Source organism: Blastococcus saxobsidens, assembly GCF_010682065.1.
Classification (GTDB): domain Bacteria; phylum Actinomycetota; class Actinomycetes; order Mycobacteriales; family Geodermatophilaceae; genus Blastococcus; species Blastococcus saxobsidens_B.
The window spans coordinates 23,731-40,227 of record NZ_JAAGWG010000014.1 but is presented as its reverse complement, the minus strand read 5'-3'; the positions used below and the strand labels follow the sequence as shown (position 1 = coordinate 40,227).

The window sequence follows — 16,497 nt, the reverse complement described above, 5'->3', positions numbered from 1 at the left end:
TGAGGACAGGGCACGGTGGTGAGGACGACGGTCGGTGCGGGGCACCGGGTGCGCACGTTACCGGCGCCCCCGGGGCAGGGCTGCTCAGCCCTCCGCGGAGGAGGGCAGACGGTTCCGCACGGCCGTCCAGATCCCGGCGGCGACGGCGTCCTTGCTGCCGAGCGGCACCTCCGTGCTGCCACCGTCGGCGGCGAGCACCACGACCGCGTTCTCCCCGCGGCCGAACACCTGCCCGGCGGAGACGTCGTTGACCACCAGCAGGTCGCAGCCCTTGCGGGCGAGCTTGGCCCGCGCGTGGGCCAGCACGTCGCCGTCGTCGTCGCCGGTCTCGGCGGCGAAACCGACGACGAGCTGACCCGGCGCCCGCTTCGTGACCAGCTCGGCCAGCACGTCGGGGTTGCGCACCAGCGGCACGGCGTCCGGCTCGCTGGCCGAGCCCTTCTTCATCTTGGTGGCGGCGACCGCGGCCGGCCGGAAGTCGGCGACCGCGGCGCTCATGACGACGACGTCGGCGTCCCCCGCCTCGGTGAGCATCGCCGCGCGGAGCTCCTCGGCCGTGCCGACCGGGACCACCCGCACGCCGAAGGGGGCGGGCAGCTCGACGTTCGCGGCGACGAGCACGACCTCGGCGCCGCGGGCGGCGGCGACCCGGGCCAGCGCCCAGCCCTGCTTCCCCGAGGACCGGTTGCCCAGGTAGCGGACGGGGTCCAGCGGCTCGCGGGTGCCGCCGGCGCTGACGACGACCCGGCGGCCCGCCAGGTCCGGCGCCAGCGCCTCGGCGCCGGAGGCGAGCACGACCGAGGCCAGCGCGGCGATGTCCGCCGGCTCCGGCAGCCGTCCGGGGCCGGAGTCCGGCCCGGTCAGCCGGCCCACCGCGGGCGGCAGCACGATCGAGCCGCGGCGGCGGAGCGTCGCGACGTTGTCCTGCGTGGCCGGGTGCAGCCACATCTCGGTGTGCATCGCCGGGACGAACACGACCGGGCAGTGCGCCGTGAGCAGGGTGGCGGTGAGCAGGTCGTCGGCGCGGCCCATGGCGGCCCGGGCCAGCAGGTCGGCGGTGGCCGGGGCGACGACGACGAGGTCGGCCTCCTGGCCGATCCGCACGTGGGCGACCTCCGGCACGTCGGACCAGACGTCGGTGGTGACCGGGTGGCCGGACAGCGCCTCGAAGGTGGCGGCGCCCACGAAGTGCAGCGCGCCGGGGGTGGGGACGACGCGGACGTCGTGCCCGCCCTCGGTCAGGGCACGCAGCAGCAGCGCGGCCTTGTAGGCGGCGACACCGCCGCTGACGCCCAGCACGATCCGACTCACGCCGCCCATCCTCCCCCACGCACGACGACGCCCCCGGCCGGAGCCGGGGGCGTCGTCATCAGTACGGGTGGCCCGCCCCTCGGGGGGGACGGGACCGGTGTCAGTTCTCGCCGGCGGTGTGGGCGAGCAGACCCTCGTTGATCTCGCGAAGCGCGATCGACAGGGGCTTCTCCTGCGGAGCGGTGTCGACCAGGGGGCCGACGTACTCCAGCAGACCCTCGGAGAGCTGGCTGTAGTAGGCGTTGATCTGACGCGCGCGCTTGGCGGCGAAGATGACCAGGCCGTACTTGCTGCTGGTGCGCTCGAGCAGCTCGTCGATCGGCGGGTTGGTGATGCCCTCGGGGGCGGGTGCGACTCCGGACACGGGCGGGCGTGCTCCTCAATCGTTCGGCGGGAGTGAGCGGGGCGGTGAGACCTTCGGCCACCGTCTCACTCGTGAGCGCCGGCCCCCTGGGAGACCCCGGGTGACGGCGCAGTCAGCAAGCCTACCAACTCGTCGGCGGCGCGGGCCACGTCGTCGTTGACGACGACCACGTCGAACTCCCCCGAGGAGTCCAGCTCGGCCTGGGCGAGGGCCAGCCGGCGCTCCTGGACCTCGGGCCGCTCGGTGCCCCGGCCGGCCAGCCGGCTCTGCAGCTCCGCCCAGGACGGCGGCGCGAGGAAGACCAGCTGGGCCTCCGGAGCCCGGGCCCGCACCTGGCGGGCGCCCTGCAGCTCGATCTCCAGGAGAGCGGGCCGGCCGGTGTGCAGCCGGGCCCGGACCGGCGCCACGGGGGTGCCGTAGCGGTTGCCGGCGTACTCGGCCCACTCCAGCAGGCCGTCGGTGGCGATCAGCCGGTCGAACTCGGCGTCGTCGACGAAGTGGTAGTGCACCCCGTCGACCTCGCCCGGCCGGGGACGACGAGTGGTGGCCGACACCGACACCCAGACGTCGGGGTGCCGGCGCCGGACCTCGGCGACCACGGTGCCCTTGCCCACCCCGGAGGGGCCGGAGAGCACGGTCAGTCGTGCCGGTGTCGCTGCTGCCACTCGTCGTCCTCGCCCGTCGTGCGTGCGTCCTCGGGCCGGGCTCAGACGACCTGGTCGCCGCCGAACTCGGTCTCCAGCGCACGGCGCTGGTTGGCGCCCAGACCCCGGACGCGGCGCGTCGGGGAGATCTCCAGGCGTTCCATGATCTTCGCAGCCCGGGCCTTGCCGACTCCCGGCAGGGACTCCAGGACGGCGGAGACGCGCATCTTGCCGATGACCTCGTCGGTCTCGCCCTGCTTGAGGACGTCGCCGACCGTGGCGCCCTTGCTCTTGAGGCGCTCGCGGAGCTCGGCGCGCGCCTTGCGGGCGGCGGCAGCCTTCTCGAGGGCTGCGGCGCGTTGTTCCGGGGACAGGTCAGGGAGGGGCATGGTGCAACCCAATCGTGTCGACGCCGGCCCGCTGGGCCGGCGGTGTTCCGCTGTGTCAGGAGGAGCGGCAGCTCGCTGCTGAAAGCGTCACCGCCACGGTAATGCCCGGCAAATCCGCAGGTCACGCCCGACCGCGCGGAATCGGTGCCACTTTCCCGCCACGGGGAGCCCGTACTGTGCCCGCGCGGCCGGTCACGCAGCGTGATCGCAGCAGCTCAGGGCGGTAGAGGGACCGGATTCGTTCCGCAATACCTCCGTCCGGTGCAGGTGGGCGGCGAGACCGCGACACGCCGTGGATCCGACACGCCGGGACGGATCCCCCGACGTGCGGCGGCCGGCGGTGCCGTCAGACGGCCAGCGACTCCGACCAGCGGTCGGCGGCGGCCCGGAGCGCGAAGGGGTCCGGACCGGCCCCGAGGACGTCCCGGGAGACCGTGGGGACGACGGCCCGCTCGGAGCCGAAGAGCCGGCGCAGGTCGGCCACCGTGCCCCCCTGGGCGCCGAGACCGGGCGCGAGGACCGGCCCGCGCAGACCGTCAAGGTCCACGTCCAGCGCGGGCAGCGTGGCACCGACGACGAGCCCGAAGGAACCGAGGGAGGGACCGAAGCCACTGCCGTCCGGGACCTCGCCTCCGGCGACCTCGGTGTTCCACCCCCGCACGGTGTCGACGACGACCTGCGCGACCGACCGGTCCCCCACGGTCGCGTGCTGGAGGGTGCCGGCGTCCGGGTTCGAGGTCCGGGCCAGCACGAACAGGCCGCCGCCGTGGTGCTTGGCGGTGCTCACCGCCGGCTCCAGCGACTCCGGCCCCAGGTACGGGCTCACGGTCATCGCATCCACCGCCAGCGGGTGGTCCGGGCGCAGGTAGTCGGCGTAGGCGGCCATCGTCGAGCCGATGTCGCCCCGCTTGGCGTCCAGCAGCACCAGCGCGCCGGCGGCCCGGCACGCGGCCACCGCGTCCTCCAGGACGGCGAGACCGCCGGAGCCGAACCGCTCGTAGAAGGCGATCTGCGGCTTCAGCAGGGCGACCGATCCGGCCAGCGCCTCGACGACGGCGTCGGTGAAGCGGCGCAGCCCGTCCAGCGAGTCGCCGACGCCCCAGTCCAGGAGCAGCTGCTCGTGCGGGTCGATGCCGACGCAGAGAGGGCCGCGCTCGGCGACGGTGGCCGACAGGCGCCGGCCGAAGGGGACGGTCACGGGGCCTCCACGGCTCGGGGCAGGGTCTCGCCCAGGGCGCCGATGCACCGCTGGGCGAGCAAGGGGTCGGCGAAGGCGCCGGCGGCGGACTGCACCGCGTCGGCGCCGGCGGCGAAGAGCGCCTCGAACGACGCCGGATCGGTCACCCCGCCCATCGCGACGACGTCGAAGTGCACCCCGCCGGCCTCCCGCAGGGCCACCAGCCGCCGGGTGAGGTCCAGGGCGGAGTCGCGCACGGCGATGCCCGACAGCCCGGCCAGCTCGCGGCCAGGGAAGGTCGGAGCGCCGTCGCTGCGGCGCACCCGGCTCTGCAGCGTGTTGATCCCGGCGATGCCGTCGACCAGCGGGGCCAGCCGCGGCACCAGGGCCGCCAGCCGACGCTCGTCGAGCCAGGACAGCTTGGCGACCAGCCCGGTGCGGTCGTCCAGCGCCCTGCGGACGGCCTCCACCACCGCCACGGTCGCGTCGGGGTCCAGGCACAGCGGGGGCTTCACCCCGCCCCCGGAGGCGCTCAGCGTGTTCGGGCACGAGAGGTTGAGCTCGATGACCGATGCCCCGGCCTCCTGCGCCAGGCGCGCGGTCCGGGCGAAGTCCTCGACCAGCTCGGGACCGTTGCCCTCCCCCATGACGCTGACCAGGAGCAACTGCTCGTCGCCGACCGCGTCGACGGCGCGCGCCAGGTCGGGCATCCACTCCTCCGGTGCCGGGGAGGGGACGCCGAAGGAGTTGACGCTGCTGACCGTCGCCGAGCCCGGCGCCACCCAGTCCCAGGGATCGGCGACGACGTCGGCGTCCGCCCCCGGGGGCAGGCTCGCGGTCGCCCGGGCGGCGAACACCCAGTTGGGCTGCTCGTTGGCCGGGTGGGCCCGGCTGCGGACGGTCTTGTAGGTCAGCACGTTCCAGCCGTTGGCGACGTTGTGCCGCACCCACGCCTCGCTGCCGTTGAGCACGCAGGCCGGGATACCGACGGGGAAGCCGATCCGGCGCCCCAGCAGCGACCAGCGCCGGCCGCCCGCGGAGGGCCGCTCGGGCAGCCGCGGTCCCAGCGGGCGGGCCAGGTTGTCCCGGAAGCCCCCGAGCACGTCGTACATGGGGCTCAGCACGCCGGAGGCGGCCAGCAGGTCGGCCTGACCGGCGACGTACAGCACCCGGGTGAGCAGCGGCAGGTCCGCGTCCTCGACCTGGCCGGCCGCGAGCCGGTCGGCCAGCGCGGCGGCGTCCGCCCTGAGCGCGTCCAGCTCGGCCTGCGGCGGCCGGCCGAACCGGGTCACCCCGGCCAGGAACGCCCCGGGCAGCCCGTCGACCAGCCCGCGTGCGACCAGGTCGTCCCGGACCGCCCGGACAGCGGTCACGGGCGGGGCCCGGCGAGTGCCGCGTGGACCTCCTGGAGGCTGCGCACGCCGACGTCGCCGCGCCGCAGCGCCTCGATCCCCTGGACGGCCGCCGACAGGCCCTGCACCGTGGTGATGCACGGGATGCCGGAGCTCACCGCGGCGGTGCGGATCTCGTAGCCGTCCAGCCGCGGGCCGCTGTTGCCCGGCGACCCGAACGGCGTGTTGACCACCATGTCGACGTCGCCGGCGAGGATCGCCTCGACCACGTTGCCCGGTCCCTCGCTGAACTTCCCCACGACCTCGCAGGTCACCCCGTGGCGGCGCAGCACCTGCGCGGTGCCCGAGGTGGCCAGCACGCGGAAGCCGAGGTCGGCCAGCCGCTTGACCGGGAAGACCGCCGAGCGCTTGTCCCGGTTGGCCAGCGAGACGAAGACCGTGCCCTCGGTGGGCAGCGCCCCGTAGGCGGCCGCCTGCGACTTGGCGAACGCGGTGCCGAACTCCGCATCCAGGCCCATGACCTCACCGGTGGACTTCATCTCCGGCGACAGCACCGTGTCCACGCCGTGGCCCTCGACGGTCCGGAACCGGTGGAAGGGCAGGACCGCCTCCTTGACCGCGATCGGGGCGTCCTCGGGCAGGTCGGTGCCGTCACCGGTCGCCGGCAGCACCCCGGTGCTCCGCAGCTGGGCGATCGTCTCGCCCACCGCGATCCGGGCCGCGGCCTTGGCCAACTGCACCGCCGTCGCCTTGGACACGAACGGCACCGTGCGGCTGGCCCGCGGGTTGGCCTCGATGACGTAGAGGATGTCGTCCTTGATCGCGTACTGGACGTTCATCAGCCCGCGGACGCCGATGCGGGCGGCGAGCTTCTCGGTGGCCGCGCGGATCTTGAGCAGGTCCGCAGAGCCCAGCGTGATCGGCGGGAGGGCGCACGCCGAGTCGCCGGAGTGGATGCCGGCCTCCTCGATGTGCTCCATGACGCCGCCCAGGTAGAGGTCGGTGCCGTCGTAGAGCGCGTCGACGTCGATCTCGACGGCGTCCTCCAGGAACCGGTCCACCAGCACCGGGTGCGCGGTGCTGACGTCGGTGGCCTTGGCGATGTAGGCCTCGAGCGTGGCGTCGTCGTAGACGATCTCCATGCCCCGGCCACCCAGCACGTAGGACGGGCGGACCAGCACCGGGTAGCCGATACCGGAGGCGATCTCGTGCGCCTCGGCGTAGGTGGTGGCCGTGCCGTGCTTGGGGGCGAGGAGGCCGGTGTCGGCCAGCACCCGGGAGAACGCACCGCGGTGCTCGGCGTCGTCGATGGCCTCCGGCGAGGTGCCCAGCACGGGGACGCCGGCGTCCTTGAGCCGCTGCGCCAGGCCCAGCGGCGTCTGCCCGCCCAGGGTGCAGATGACCCCGGCCACCGGGCCGGCCGCGCGCTCGGCCTCGACCACCTCGAGGACGTCCTCGAAGGTGAGCGGCTCGAAGTAGAGCCGGTCGGCGGTGTCGTAGTCGGTGGAGACGGTCTCGGGGTTGCAGTTGACCATCACCGCCTCGTAGCCGGCGTCCTGCAGCGCCATGACGGCGTGCACGCAGGAGTAGTCGAACTCGATGCCCTGCCCGATCCGGTTCGGCCCCGAGCCGAGGATCAGCACCGCCGGCTTCTCGCGCGGCTGGACCTCGGTCTCCTCGTCGTAGGAGGAGTAGTGGTACGGCGTGCGGGCGGCGAACTCGGCGGCGCACGTGTCGACGGTCTTGTAGACCGGCCGCACGCCCATCCGGCGGCGCAGCGCGCGGACGCCGTCCTCACCGGCCAGCTCCGGCCGAAGGGCGGCGATCTGCCGGTCGGAGAGACCGTGCCGCTTGGCCCGGCGCAGCAGCGGCTCGGTGAGCGACGGCGCCTCGCGGACGGCCTCGCCCACCTCGCGGACCAGCGCGATCTGGTCGACGAACCACGGGTCGAAACCACTGGCCTCGGCGACCTGCTCGACCGTCGCGCCGGCGGCCAGGGCGGCCTCGGCGGTGTAGAGCCGGCCGTCGACCGGGGTGCGCAGCGCCTCCAGCAGCTCCTCGGCCGAGCGGTTGTCGGCGGTACCGGTCCAGAAGCCGGCCACCTTCGTCTCGGTGGAGCGCATCGCCTTGCCCAGGGCCTCGGCGAAGTTGCGGCCCATCGACATGACCTCGCCGACGCTCTTCATCGTCGTGGTCAGCCGCGGGTCCGCACCCGGGAACTTCTCGAAGGCGAACCGCGGGATCTTCACGACGACGTAGTCCAGCGACGGCTCGAACGACGCCGGGGTGACGCCGGTGATGTCGTTGGTGATCTCGTCGAGGGTGTAGCCGATGGCCAGCTTCGCGGCGATCTTGGCGATCGGGAAGCCGGTGGCCTTGGACGCGAGCGCGCTGGAGCGGGAGACGCGCGGGTTCATCTCGATGACGACCAGCCGGCCGTCCTTCGGGTTGACGGCGAACTGGATGTTGCAGCCACCGGTGTCCACGCCGACCTCGCGCAGCACGGCGATGCCGACGTCGCGCATCTTCTGGTACTCGACGTCGGTGAGGGTCATCGCCGGGGCGACGGTCACCGAGTCACCCGTGTGCACGCCCATCGCGTCGATGTTCTCGATCGAGCAGATGACCACCACGTTGTCGCTGCGGTCGCGCATCAGCTCGAGCTCGTACTCCTTCCAGCCCAGCACCGATTCCTCGATCAGCACGGTGTGCACCGGGGAGTCGGCCAGGCCGTGGGAGGCCATCCGGCGGAGCATCGCCTCGTCGGTGGCGAAGCCCGAGCCGAGACCGCCCATGGTGAACGACGGCCGGATGACGACCGGGTAGCCGACCTCCTCGGCGGTGGCGATCGCCTCCTCGACGGTCGAGCAGACCGTCGAGCGGGGGGCGTCGGCGCCGATGGACCGGACGATGTCCTTGAACATCTGCCGGTCCTCGCCGCGGTTGATCGCGTCGACGTCGGCGCCGATGAGCTGGACGCCGTACTTCTCCAGGACGCCGTTCTCGTAGAGGCCGATGGCGATGTTGAGCGCGGTCTGCCCGCCGAGGGTGGCCAGCAGGGCGTCGGGGCGCTCCTTGGCGATGACCTTCTCGACGAACTCCGGCGTCAGCGGCTCGATGTAGGTGGCGTCGGCGATCTCGGGGTCGGTCATGATCGTCGCCGGGTTGCTGTTCACCAGGCTGACCCGCAGCCCCTCGGCGCGCAGCACCCGGCAGGCCTGCGTGCCGGAGTAGTCGAACTCCGCGGCCTGCCCGATGAGGATCGGCCCGGAGCCGATGACCAGGACGTGCTTCAGATCGGTGCGCTTGGGCATCAGGCGTTCTCCCCGGTGGTGTGCTCGACGACCGGGGCCGGCCCGCCGGCGCGCACCTCGTGCGCCCGGGCCTCCTCCATCAGGTCGACGAAGCGCTGGAACAGTGGTGCGGCGTCGTGCGGACCGGCCGCGGACTCCGGGTGGAACTGCACGCTGAACGCGGGCACCTCCAGGCAGCGCAGGCCCTCCACGACGTCGTCGTTGAGGCCGACGTGGCTGACCTCGACCTGCCCGTAGGGCGTGTCGGTCGGCCGGTCCAGCGGGGCGTCCACGGCGAACCCGTGGTTGTGGCTGGTCACCCGCACGGTGCCGCTGACCCGGTCGAGCACCGGCTGGTTGAGGCCGCGGTGGCCGAAGCGCAGCTTGTAGGTGCCCAGGCCGAGCGCCCGGCCGAGGATCTGGTTGCCGAAGCAGATGCCGAACAGCGCGCGCCGGGCGTCGAGCACCCCGCGCACCGCGGCCACGGCGTAGTCGGCGGCGGCCGGGTCGCCCGGGCCGTTGGAGAGGAACACCCCGTCCGGGCCGGCGGCCAGCAGCTCCTCCGCCGTCGCGGTCGAGGGCAGCACGTGGGTCTCCACGCCGAGTGCGGCCAGGTGCCGCGGCGTGGCCGTCTTGATCCCGAGGTCGAGGGCGGCGATGGTGAACCGCTTCTCCCCCACCGCCGGGACGACGTAGGGCTCGGTGGTGCTCACCGTGGGCGCCAGGTCCGCGCCGGTCATGCTCTCGGCGGCGGTCACCCGCGCGAGCAGCTCCTCGACGGACAGCTCGGTGCTGATGCCGGCGCGCATGGCGCCGCGGTCGCGCAGGTGCCGGGTCAGCGCGCGGGTGTCGATGCCGCTGATGCCGACGACGCCCTGGGCGGCCAGCTCGTCGTCCAGGGTCCCGGTGGCGCGCCAGTTCGCCGGGCGGCGGGCGGGGTCGCGCACGACGAAGCCCGCGACCCACATCCGGCTGCTCTCGTCGTCCTCGCCGTTCACGCCGGTGTTGCCGATGTGGGGTGCGGTCATCGTGACGATCTGACCGGCGTAGCTGGGATCGGTCAGGGTCTCCTGGTAACCGGTCATGCCGGTGGCGAAGACGGCCTCGCCGACCGTCGTCCCGACCGCGCCGTAGGCCTCGCCGCGGAACGTGCGCCCGTCCTCGAGCACGAGCAGCGCTTCCTTCACTTGACTGCCTTTCCGTCCAGAACGGTCGGCGTTCCCTTCAGGAACGTCGCGACCACCCGGCCGGGGAGTTCCCGGCCGGCATAGGGGCTGTTGCGGCTGCGGCTGGCCAGCGCCGCGGGGTCGACCGTGGCGCGGGCCGACGGGTCGACCAGGACCAGGTTGGCCGGCTCACCGGGAGCCAGCGGGCGGCCGTGCCCGTCCACCCGGCCGATCGCGGCCGGGCGCACCGACATGCGGTCGGCGACGCCGGCCCAGTCGAGGCGGCCCGGCTCGACCATGGTCTCGATGACCACCGAGAGGGCCTGCTCCAGCCCGAGCATGCCGGGCCGGGCCTGCGCCCACTCGCTCTCCTTGTCCTCGACCGCGTGCGGGGCGTGGTCGGTGCCGACGGCGTCGATCGTGCCGTCGGCGAGCCCGGCGCGCAGCGCCTCGACGTCGGCGTCCGTGCGCAGCGGCGGGTTGACCTTGAACACCGGGTCGTAGCTCTCCGCGCAGGCGTCGGTGAGCAGCAGGTGGTGCGGGGTGACCTCGGCGGTGACCTGGACGCCGCGGGACTTCGCCCAGCGCAGGATCTCCACCGAGCCCGCCGTCGAGACGTGGCAGACGTGCAGCCGCGCGCCGACGTGCTCGGCGAGCAGGACGTCGCGGGCGATGATCGCCTCCTCGGCGGCGGCCGGCCAGCCGGTGAGCCCGAGCCGCGCGGAACGGTCGCCCTCGTGCATCTGGGCACCGACGGTGAGCCGCGGCTCCTCGGCGTGCTGGGCGACGACGCCGTCGAAGGCCTTCACGTACTCCAGCGCCCGGCGCATGAGCGCGGGGTCGCTGACGCAGTGCCCGTCGTCGGAGAAGACCCGCACGCGGGCGGCGGAGTCGGCCATCGCGCCGAGCTCGGCCAGCCGCTCGCCCTTCAGCCCGACGGTCACCGCGCCCACCGGCACGACGTCGACCAGCCCGGCTTCCTGGCCCAGCCGCCAGACCTGCTCGACCACGCCGGCGGTGTCGGCGACCGGGTCGGTGTTGGCCATGGCGTGCACCGCGGTGAAGCCGCCCAGGGCCGCGGCCCGGCTGCCGGTCTCGACGGTCTCCGCGTCCTCGCGACCCGGCTCCCGCAGGTGGGTGTGCAGGTCGACCAGGCCCGGCAGCGCGATCAGCCCGGCCGCCTCGACCACCTCGGCGCCGGTCGCGGAGAGCGAGTCGCCGATCGCGGCGATCCGGCCGTCCTTCACCAGGATGTCGGCGGGCTCGCCGCCGAGCGGGCGGGCGCCCTTGATCAGGTAGGTCGTCACTGGGGAGAGCCTCCGAGCAGCAGGTACAGGACGGCCATCCGGGTCGAGACCCCGTTGGCGACCTGCTCGACGATCGTGGAGCGGACGGAGTCGGCCACCTCGGCGGCGATCTCCATGCCGCGGTTCATGGGGCCCGGGTGCATGACGATCGCGTCGTCGGGCAGCGCGGCCATGCGCCGGGCGTCCAGGCCGTAGCGGCGGCTGTACTCGCGGGCGCTGGGGAAGTACGAGGCGTTCATCCGCTCGGCCTGCACGCGCAGCATCATCACGACGTCGCTCTTGGGCAGGACGGCGTCCAGGTCGTACCCGACCTCGGCAGGCCAGCTGCCCACGCCCACCGGCAGCAGCGTCGGCGGGGCCACCAGCGTCACCTCGGCGCCGAGGGTGTGCAGCAGGCCGACGTTGGAGCGGGCCACCCGGCTGTGCAGGACGTCGCCGACGATCGTGACGCGCACGCCGTCGAGACGGCCCAGCCGCTGCCGGATCGTGTACGCGTCCAGCAGCGCCTGCGTGGGGTGCTCGTGGGTGCCGTCGCCGGCGTTCACGACGCTGCCGCGCACCCAGTTGGCCAGCCGGTGCGGTGCGCCCGACGCCCAGTGCCGGACGACGACGGCGTCGGCGCCCATGGCCTCCAGGGTCAGCGCCGTGTCCTTGAGGCTCTCGCCCTTGGAGACGCTGCTGCCCTTCGCCGAGAAGTTGATGACGTCGGCGCTGAGCCGCTTGGCGGCGAGCTCGAAGGAGATGCGGGTGCGGGTGGAGTCCTCGTAGAAGAGGTTCACCACGGTGCGACCGCGCAGGGTGGGGAGCTTCTTCACCTCGCGGCCGGCCAGCGCCTGGTCGATCTGCGCGGCGGTGTCGAGCACCAGCGTCGCGTCGTCCCGGTCGAGGTCGGCGGCCTCCAGCAGGTGCCGCTTCACTGCGCCGCCTCCGTCCCGGTCGCCTCGGTCACGAGCACCTCGTCGACGCCGTCGACCTCCGCGAGGTGCACCTTCACCTGCTGCGAGCGCGACGTCGGCACGTTCTTGCCGACGAAGTCGGCCCTGATCGGCAGCTCCCGGTGCCCCCGGTCGACCAGCACGGCCAGCTGGACGCTGCGCGGCCGGCCGAGATCGCGCAGGGCGTCCAGGGCCGCCCGCACCGAGCGTCCGGAGAAGAGGACGTCGTCGACCAGCACCACGAGCCGGCCGTCGATGCCGGCGTCGGGCAGCACCGTGGGCTCCAGCGCCCGGACGCCGCGCAGCCGCAGGTCGTCCCGGTAGAGGGTGATGTCGGCGGTACCGACGTCGACGCCGGTCCCGGTGAAGGCCTGGATGCGCGCGGCCAGCCGGCGGGCCAGCGGGGCACCGCGGGTGGGGATACCGACCAGCACGAGGTCGGCGAGCCCGCCGTCGGCCGATGCGGGACCGCCGGTCGCCGCACGCTCGATGAGCTGGTGGGCCATGCGGTCGACGACGCGGGCGACGTCGGCGGCGGAGAGCAGGGTGCCGGGGGCGCTACCGGGAGTCGAGCTCCGGGCAGGCTCGGACGAGCGGGCCAAAGAGGCCTCCTTCCCCGCCTCACTGGACGGGTCGTTAAAGGAGTGGTCGGACCGGTGCCGACGGTACTGCACCCGGGTCCGCGGGCCGTCGGCCACCCGAGCGTGGGCTGCGTCCCGCGACTGTGCGTGGTCGAGTGCTCACCTCCCATTTCCGGCACGGGCCGCCTGTTGCGATCGGGGCTCGGCCAGTACGCTGCGTGACGACGAAGACCCATCCGAGACGACGGACAGTGAGCAGACAGCGATGAGCACCGACTACTCACGGGCCCTCGGCGCCCGGCTCCGCGCGATCCGCAACCAGCAGGGCCTGTCCCTGCAGGGTGTGGAGGACAAGTCGCACGGCCGCTGGAAGGCGGTCGTCGTGGGCTCCTACGAGCGTGGTGACCGCGCCGTCACCGTGCAGCGCCTCTCCGAGCTCGCCGTCTTCTACGGCGTCCCGGTCTCCGAGCTGTTGCCCGACCCCCGGCCGAGCTCTGCGGTGACCTCGACGAACAAGATCGTGCTGAACCTGGAGTCGCTCGGCTCGCTGCCGGCCGACGAGGCCGGCCCGCTGGCCCGGTACGCCTCGACCATCCAGGCGCAGCGGCACGACTACAACGGCAAGGTCCTCTCGATCCGTGCCGAGGACCTCAAGTCGCTGGCGATCATCTACGACATGAGCCCCGACGAGCTCACCTCGCGGCTGATCGAGTGGGGCGTCCTCTCCCCCGGCATGGAGGGGATCATCAGCGCCGGTGGCGACGACGACCTCGAGGAGGACGTCGACGAGTCCGCCTGGGGCGACCGCCGGCGCGCGCCGCGCTGACCCGGACGCACTCCGACGGGCCCCTGCCGATCCGGTGGGGGCCCGTCTGCATTTCCGGGCCCCACCCGTCTCGACACGCGCGGCGAACACTGTGCGTGCCCGTGCCCTTGTGCCAGGGTGCTTCCACCCCGGGCGCTGGTCCCGGCAGGCAGGGAGGCCCGCATGCCGGCAGTGGAGATGGTGGGGGTCACCAAGACCTACCGCCGACGGGGCGGTCAGCCGTTCCGGGCCCTGGACTCCCTCGACATGACCGTCGACACCGGCGGCGTGCACGGCCTGCTCGGCCCGAACGGCTCGGGGAAGACGACCTCGATCCGCGCGCTGCTCGGCCTCGTGCGGCCCGACGCAGGCGTGGGCCAGATCCGGCTGCTGGACCGGCCGGTGCCCGACGAGCTCCCCCAGCTGATCGGCGACGTCGGCGCGCTCGTGGAGACCCCGCTGTTCTTCCCCGCGTTCTCCGGACGGCGGAACCTGGAGCTCCTGGCCCAGACCGCCGGCGTCCCCGGCACCCGGGTCGAGGAGTGCCTGGAGCTGGTCGACCTGCGCGACCGGGCGGGCGACCGCTTCAAGGGCTACTCGCTCGGCATGAAGCAGCGGCTGGGCATCGCCGCGGCCCTGCTCAAGTCGCCCCGGCTGCTGATCCTCGACGAGCCCAGCAACGGCCTGGACCCGGCCGGCATCCGCGACATCCGCGAACTCGTCCGCCGCCTCGGCCGCGACGGCCGGACCACCGTCCTCGTCTCCTCGCACCTGCTGGCCGAGATCCAGCACGTCTGCGACTCCGTCACCATCCTGGTCCGCGGTCGCCGGATCGCCTCCGGCCCGGTGGCGTCGGTGCTCTCCCGTGCCGGCACCAACGACACGCGGGTCGCCGTCCCCGACCCGGCGACGGCGGCGGCGCTGCTGGCCGCCGCCGGCTTCTCCGTCTCCCCCTCGCCCGACGGCCAGATCCTGGTGCACGGCGCGGCCTCCCCCGGGGAGATCACCCGAGTGCTCGCCCAGCACGGCCACTACGTCGAGGAGCTGGTCCGCGTGACCCCCGACCTGGAGGAAGCGTTCCTCGCCCTCACCGGGAACCAGGCATGAGCGCGATGCTGCAGCAGCCGACCGCCCCCGGGCCGACGGCGACCGGCCGGCGGGGCAGCCTGTTCCGCGCGGAGGTGCACCGGTTCACCGCCCGGCGCTTCATCCAGGTGCTCGTCGGCCTGGCGGTCCTCGGCTGGCTCGGGGCGGTCGCCATCGGGCTGAGCACCTTCCGCGAGCCGACCGACGCCGACGTCTCCGCCGCCCGGGCCGCGATGGAGCAGGCCATCGCCGACGAGCAGATGTGGCGCGAGGAGTGCCTCACCGAGGCCGAGCGGGCCGGCGACAATCCGGAGGTGTTCTGCGGGCCGCCGCTGGACGCCTCCCAGTGGCGCGTCGAGGACTTCATCGGCGTCGAGCCCTTCGACCTCGCGTCCGCCGCGGGCGCGGGCGCGATGGCCTTCGCCGCCGGCGCCGCCGTGCTGGCCTTCCTCATCGGCGCCACCTGGATCGGCGCCGAGTGGTCGTCGCGGTCCATCGTGGCGCTGCTGTTCTGGGTGCCCAGCCGGCTCAAGGTGATGGGCACGAAGATCGGTGTCCTCGTGGCGGCGACCGCACTCCTGGGCGTCGTGGCCCAGGCCGCCTGGCTGGCCATGGGCTTCATCCTGCGCAGCTTCGTGGGCACGAGCACGCCGCTGCCGGACGACTTCTGGACGGAGCTGCTGCCGGCCCAGGGACGGTCGGTGCTGCTCACGGTGCTGGCCGGCGTCATCGGGTTCGGCCTGGCCAACCTGATCCGCAACACCGGAGCGGCGCTGGGCGTGGGCTTCGTCTACTTCGCGATCGTGGAGAACGCCCTGCGCATCTACGACATCACGCTGGAGAGGTGGCTGCTGTCCACCAACGCGGTCGCGCTCGTCTTCCCCGGGGGGATCCGGCTGTACGACTACGAGGCCATGACCGCGAACATGAGCGAGCCGCCCTACTACCTGGTCACGAACCTGCAGGGCGGCCTCGTCGTCGGCGCGTTCGCGGTGGTCATCGTCGGCGTCGGCGTGCTGCTGTTCGCCCGTCGCGACATCCACTGAGTCTTTCTCCGCGGCCAGGGAAGGCGCCGGGAGGGTGCTACTTCCTGTTCTTCGCCGTGGATCCGGGACCGGCCGAGCTCCCCGAGCTCGCGCCCGGGGCAGGGCCTTGCGGTGCCTTCGGCAGCGCCGAGACGACGGGCCCGTTGGCGGGTGGCCGCCCTTGTTCTCGAACCCCGATGTCCACACGTGGTCCCCAGGCTCGCGGCTCAGGCGACGCACCGGTCCGCCAGGTGGCCCACGGCCACCGCTTGTTCCTCCCATGCCCGATCACGCTGCCCGCGACCGTCGGAAGGAGAACGTGGGCCAGAGCGAGGAGCTCGAACGGCCAGGCCGGGATCTCCGCGCGACCCAACCGACCGGAGACGACCAGTTCTCGGTACAGCAGGAGCTCAGGCCCGGCAAGCAGAGCGTGGAAGACGGCCGATGCGGCGGCGAAGCGGATCAGACGATCCGAGACGGACTTGCACCGTAGGCCCGCCCACGCGCTCGAACGCACACGTGTAGGACGCGCCCGGCAGTACCGCCCGCAGCGTCACAGCCACTGCCTGGAACGTCGTCACACGGGTGATCGTGCCGGCGGGCCCCGACAGTTCTTCGGCCGCTCCTGGCCCTGGTGACGACGCCTCAGGCGGTCGGCACCTCGGCGGCGAGGATGCCGCCCAGGACGCCGTTGACGTAGCCCGGGGAGTCGTCGGTGGACAGCGCCTTGGCCAGCTCCACCGCCTCGTCGATGACCACGGCGTCGGGGACGTCGTCGACCCAGAGCAGCTCGTAGGTGGCCATCCGCAGGATGGCGCGGTCCACGTCGGGCAGCCGGTCCAGCGACCAGTTGGCGGCGTGCGCCTCGATCAGCTCGTCGATGCGCGCGCCGTGCTCCTCCACGCCCTCGACCAGCCGGACGGTGTGGTCGGGCACCGGGGGGTTGCCGTCGGCGACCCGCTCGCGGAGGAGCTCCAGGCGCCCACGGCTGCGGACGTCGGCCTCGTAGAGGACGTCGACTGCACGCTTGCGCGCCTTGGTGCGTGCGGCCATGAGGGGGAC

The 16,497-nt window shown here is 73.5% G+C and carries 15 protein-coding genes; 3 read left to right on the top strand and 12 right to left on the bottom strand.

Translation table 11 applies throughout. The annotated features are described in order from the left end of the window. Positions 1-84: 84 nt before the first annotated feature. The 11 genes from coaBC to pyrR form a co-directional block, all read right to left on the bottom strand. Positions 85-1,311: a bifunctional phosphopantothenoylcysteine decarboxylase/phosphopantothenate--cysteine ligase CoaBC gene (gene coaBC / locus GCU60_RS11180; RefSeq protein ID WP_345770534.1), complete on the bottom strand. Its 1,227-nt coding sequence runs from the start codon at positions 1,309-1,311 to the stop codon at positions 85-87. A 100-nt stretch (positions 1,312-1,411) separates the two neighbouring features. Then, positions 1,412-1,675, bottom strand: a complete 264-nt coding sequence (gene rpoZ, locus GCU60_RS11175; RefSeq protein WP_014376157.1) for a DNA-directed RNA polymerase subunit omega — start codon at positions 1,673-1,675, stop codon at positions 1,412-1,414. A 65-nt stretch (positions 1,676-1,740) separates the two neighbouring features. Further along, a complete protein-coding gene (gene gmk / locus GCU60_RS11170; RefSeq protein ID WP_163205178.1) occupies positions 1,741-2,340 on the bottom strand; it encodes a guanylate kinase in 600 nt (199 codons plus the stop codon). 41 nt (positions 2,341-2,381) lie between these two features. Then, the gene (gene mihF / locus GCU60_RS11165; RefSeq protein ID WP_091769659.1) at positions 2,382-2,708 is read right to left on the bottom strand and encodes an integration host factor, actinobacterial type; all 327 of its coding nucleotides are present in this window, start codon (positions 2,706-2,708) and stop codon (positions 2,382-2,384) included. A gap of 346 nt (positions 2,709-3,054) precedes the next feature. Next, the gene (gene pyrF, locus GCU60_RS11160) at positions 3,055-3,906 is read right to left on the bottom strand and encodes an orotidine-5'-phosphate decarboxylase (RefSeq protein WP_163205176.1); all 852 of its coding nucleotides are present in this window, start codon (positions 3,904-3,906) and stop codon (positions 3,055-3,057) included. Further along, complete coding sequence (locus GCU60_RS11155; protein ID WP_345770533.1) at positions 3,903-5,258, bottom strand: dihydroorotate oxidase; 1,356 nt, start codon at positions 5,256-5,258, stop codon at positions 3,903-3,905. Before GCU60_RS11155 ends, pyrF begins: the two co-directional genes overlap by 4 nt. After that, positions 5,255-8,551 carry a carbamoyl-phosphate synthase large subunit gene (gene carB / locus GCU60_RS11150; RefSeq protein WP_163205174.1) on the bottom strand — a complete coding sequence of 1,099 codons (3,297 nt, stop codon included), beginning with the start codon at positions 8,549-8,551 and terminating at the stop codon, positions 5,255-5,257. Before carB ends, GCU60_RS11155 begins: the two co-directional genes overlap by 4 nt. Then, positions 8,551-9,717, bottom strand: a complete 1,167-nt coding sequence (carA, locus tag GCU60_RS11145; protein WP_163205172.1) for a glutamine-hydrolyzing carbamoyl-phosphate synthase small subunit — start codon at positions 9,715-9,717, stop codon at positions 8,551-8,553. Before carA ends, carB begins: the two co-directional genes overlap by 1 nt. Next, positions 9,714-11,003, bottom strand: a complete 1,290-nt coding sequence (locus GCU60_RS11140; protein WP_163205170.1) for a dihydroorotase — start codon at positions 11,001-11,003, stop codon at positions 9,714-9,716. The genes carA and GCU60_RS11140 overlap by 4 nt, the downstream gene beginning before the upstream one ends. Continuing rightward, positions 11,000-11,920, bottom strand: a complete 921-nt coding sequence (locus tag GCU60_RS11135; RefSeq protein WP_163205168.1) for an aspartate carbamoyltransferase catalytic subunit — start codon at positions 11,918-11,920, stop codon at positions 11,000-11,002. The genes GCU60_RS11140 and GCU60_RS11135 overlap by 4 nt, the downstream gene beginning before the upstream one ends. Further along, the gene (gene pyrR / locus GCU60_RS11130; RefSeq protein WP_163205165.1) at positions 11,917-12,540 is read right to left on the bottom strand and encodes a bifunctional pyr operon transcriptional regulator/uracil phosphoribosyltransferase PyrR; all 624 of its coding nucleotides are present in this window, start codon (positions 12,538-12,540) and stop codon (positions 11,917-11,919) included. The genes GCU60_RS11135 and pyrR overlap by 4 nt, the downstream gene beginning before the upstream one ends. A gap of 244 nt (positions 12,541-12,784) precedes the next feature. Between pyrR and GCU60_RS11125 the strand changes: the two genes are divergently transcribed. The 3 genes from GCU60_RS11125 to GCU60_RS11115 all read left to right on the top strand — a co-directional run bounded on the left by GCU60_RS11125 (position 12,785) and on the right by GCU60_RS11115 (position 15,456). Beyond that, on the top strand, positions 12,785-13,345 hold the full coding sequence (locus GCU60_RS11125) for a transcriptional regulator BldD (RefSeq protein WP_163205163.1): 561 nt from the start codon (positions 12,785-12,787) through the stop codon (positions 13,343-13,345). 162 nt (positions 13,346-13,507) lie between these two features. Then, entirely contained in the window at positions 13,508-14,431 is a 924-nt protein-coding gene (locus GCU60_RS11120; RefSeq protein ID WP_163205161.1) for an ABC transporter ATP-binding protein, read from the top strand. Continuing rightward, on the top strand, positions 14,428-15,456 hold the full coding sequence (locus GCU60_RS11115) for a hypothetical protein (protein WP_163205159.1): 1,029 nt from the start codon (positions 14,428-14,430) through the stop codon (positions 15,454-15,456). Before GCU60_RS11120 ends, GCU60_RS11115 begins: the two co-directional genes overlap by 4 nt. Before the next feature lie 624 nt (positions 15,457-16,080). Here the strand turns inward: GCU60_RS11115 and nusB are convergent. After that, positions 16,081-16,488, bottom strand: coding sequence for a transcription antitermination factor NusB (nusB, locus tag GCU60_RS11110; protein WP_163205157.1), 408 nt, complete (start codon positions 16,486-16,488; stop codon positions 16,081-16,083). Positions 16,489-16,497 lie beyond the last annotated feature (9 nt).

What these genes read in the sequence shown, in the direction of transcription:
- GCU60_RS11120 (WP_163205161.1), top strand. Translation starts at nt 13,508, where the DNA reads ATGCCGGCAGTGGAGATGGTGGGGGTCACCAAGACCTACCGCCGACGG.
- carB (WP_163205174.1), bottom strand. Translation starts at nt 8,551, where the DNA reads ATGCCCAAGCGCACCGATCTGAAGCACGTCCTGGTCATCGGCTCCGGG.
- nusB (WP_163205157.1), bottom strand. Translation starts at nt 16,488, where the DNA reads ATGGCCGCACGCACCAAGGCGCGCAAGCGTGCAGTCGACGTCCTCTAC.
- GCU60_RS11125 (WP_163205163.1), top strand. Translation starts at nt 12,785, where the DNA reads ATGAGCACCGACTACTCACGGGCCCTCGGCGCCCGGCTCCGCGCGATC.
- mihF (WP_091769659.1), bottom strand. Translation starts at nt 2,708, where the DNA reads ATGCCCCTCCCTGACCTGTCCCCGGAACAACGCGCCGCAGCCCTCGAG.
- GCU60_RS11115 (WP_163205159.1), top strand. Translation starts at nt 14,428, where the DNA reads ATGAGCGCGATGCTGCAGCAGCCGACCGCCCCCGGGCCGACGGCGACC.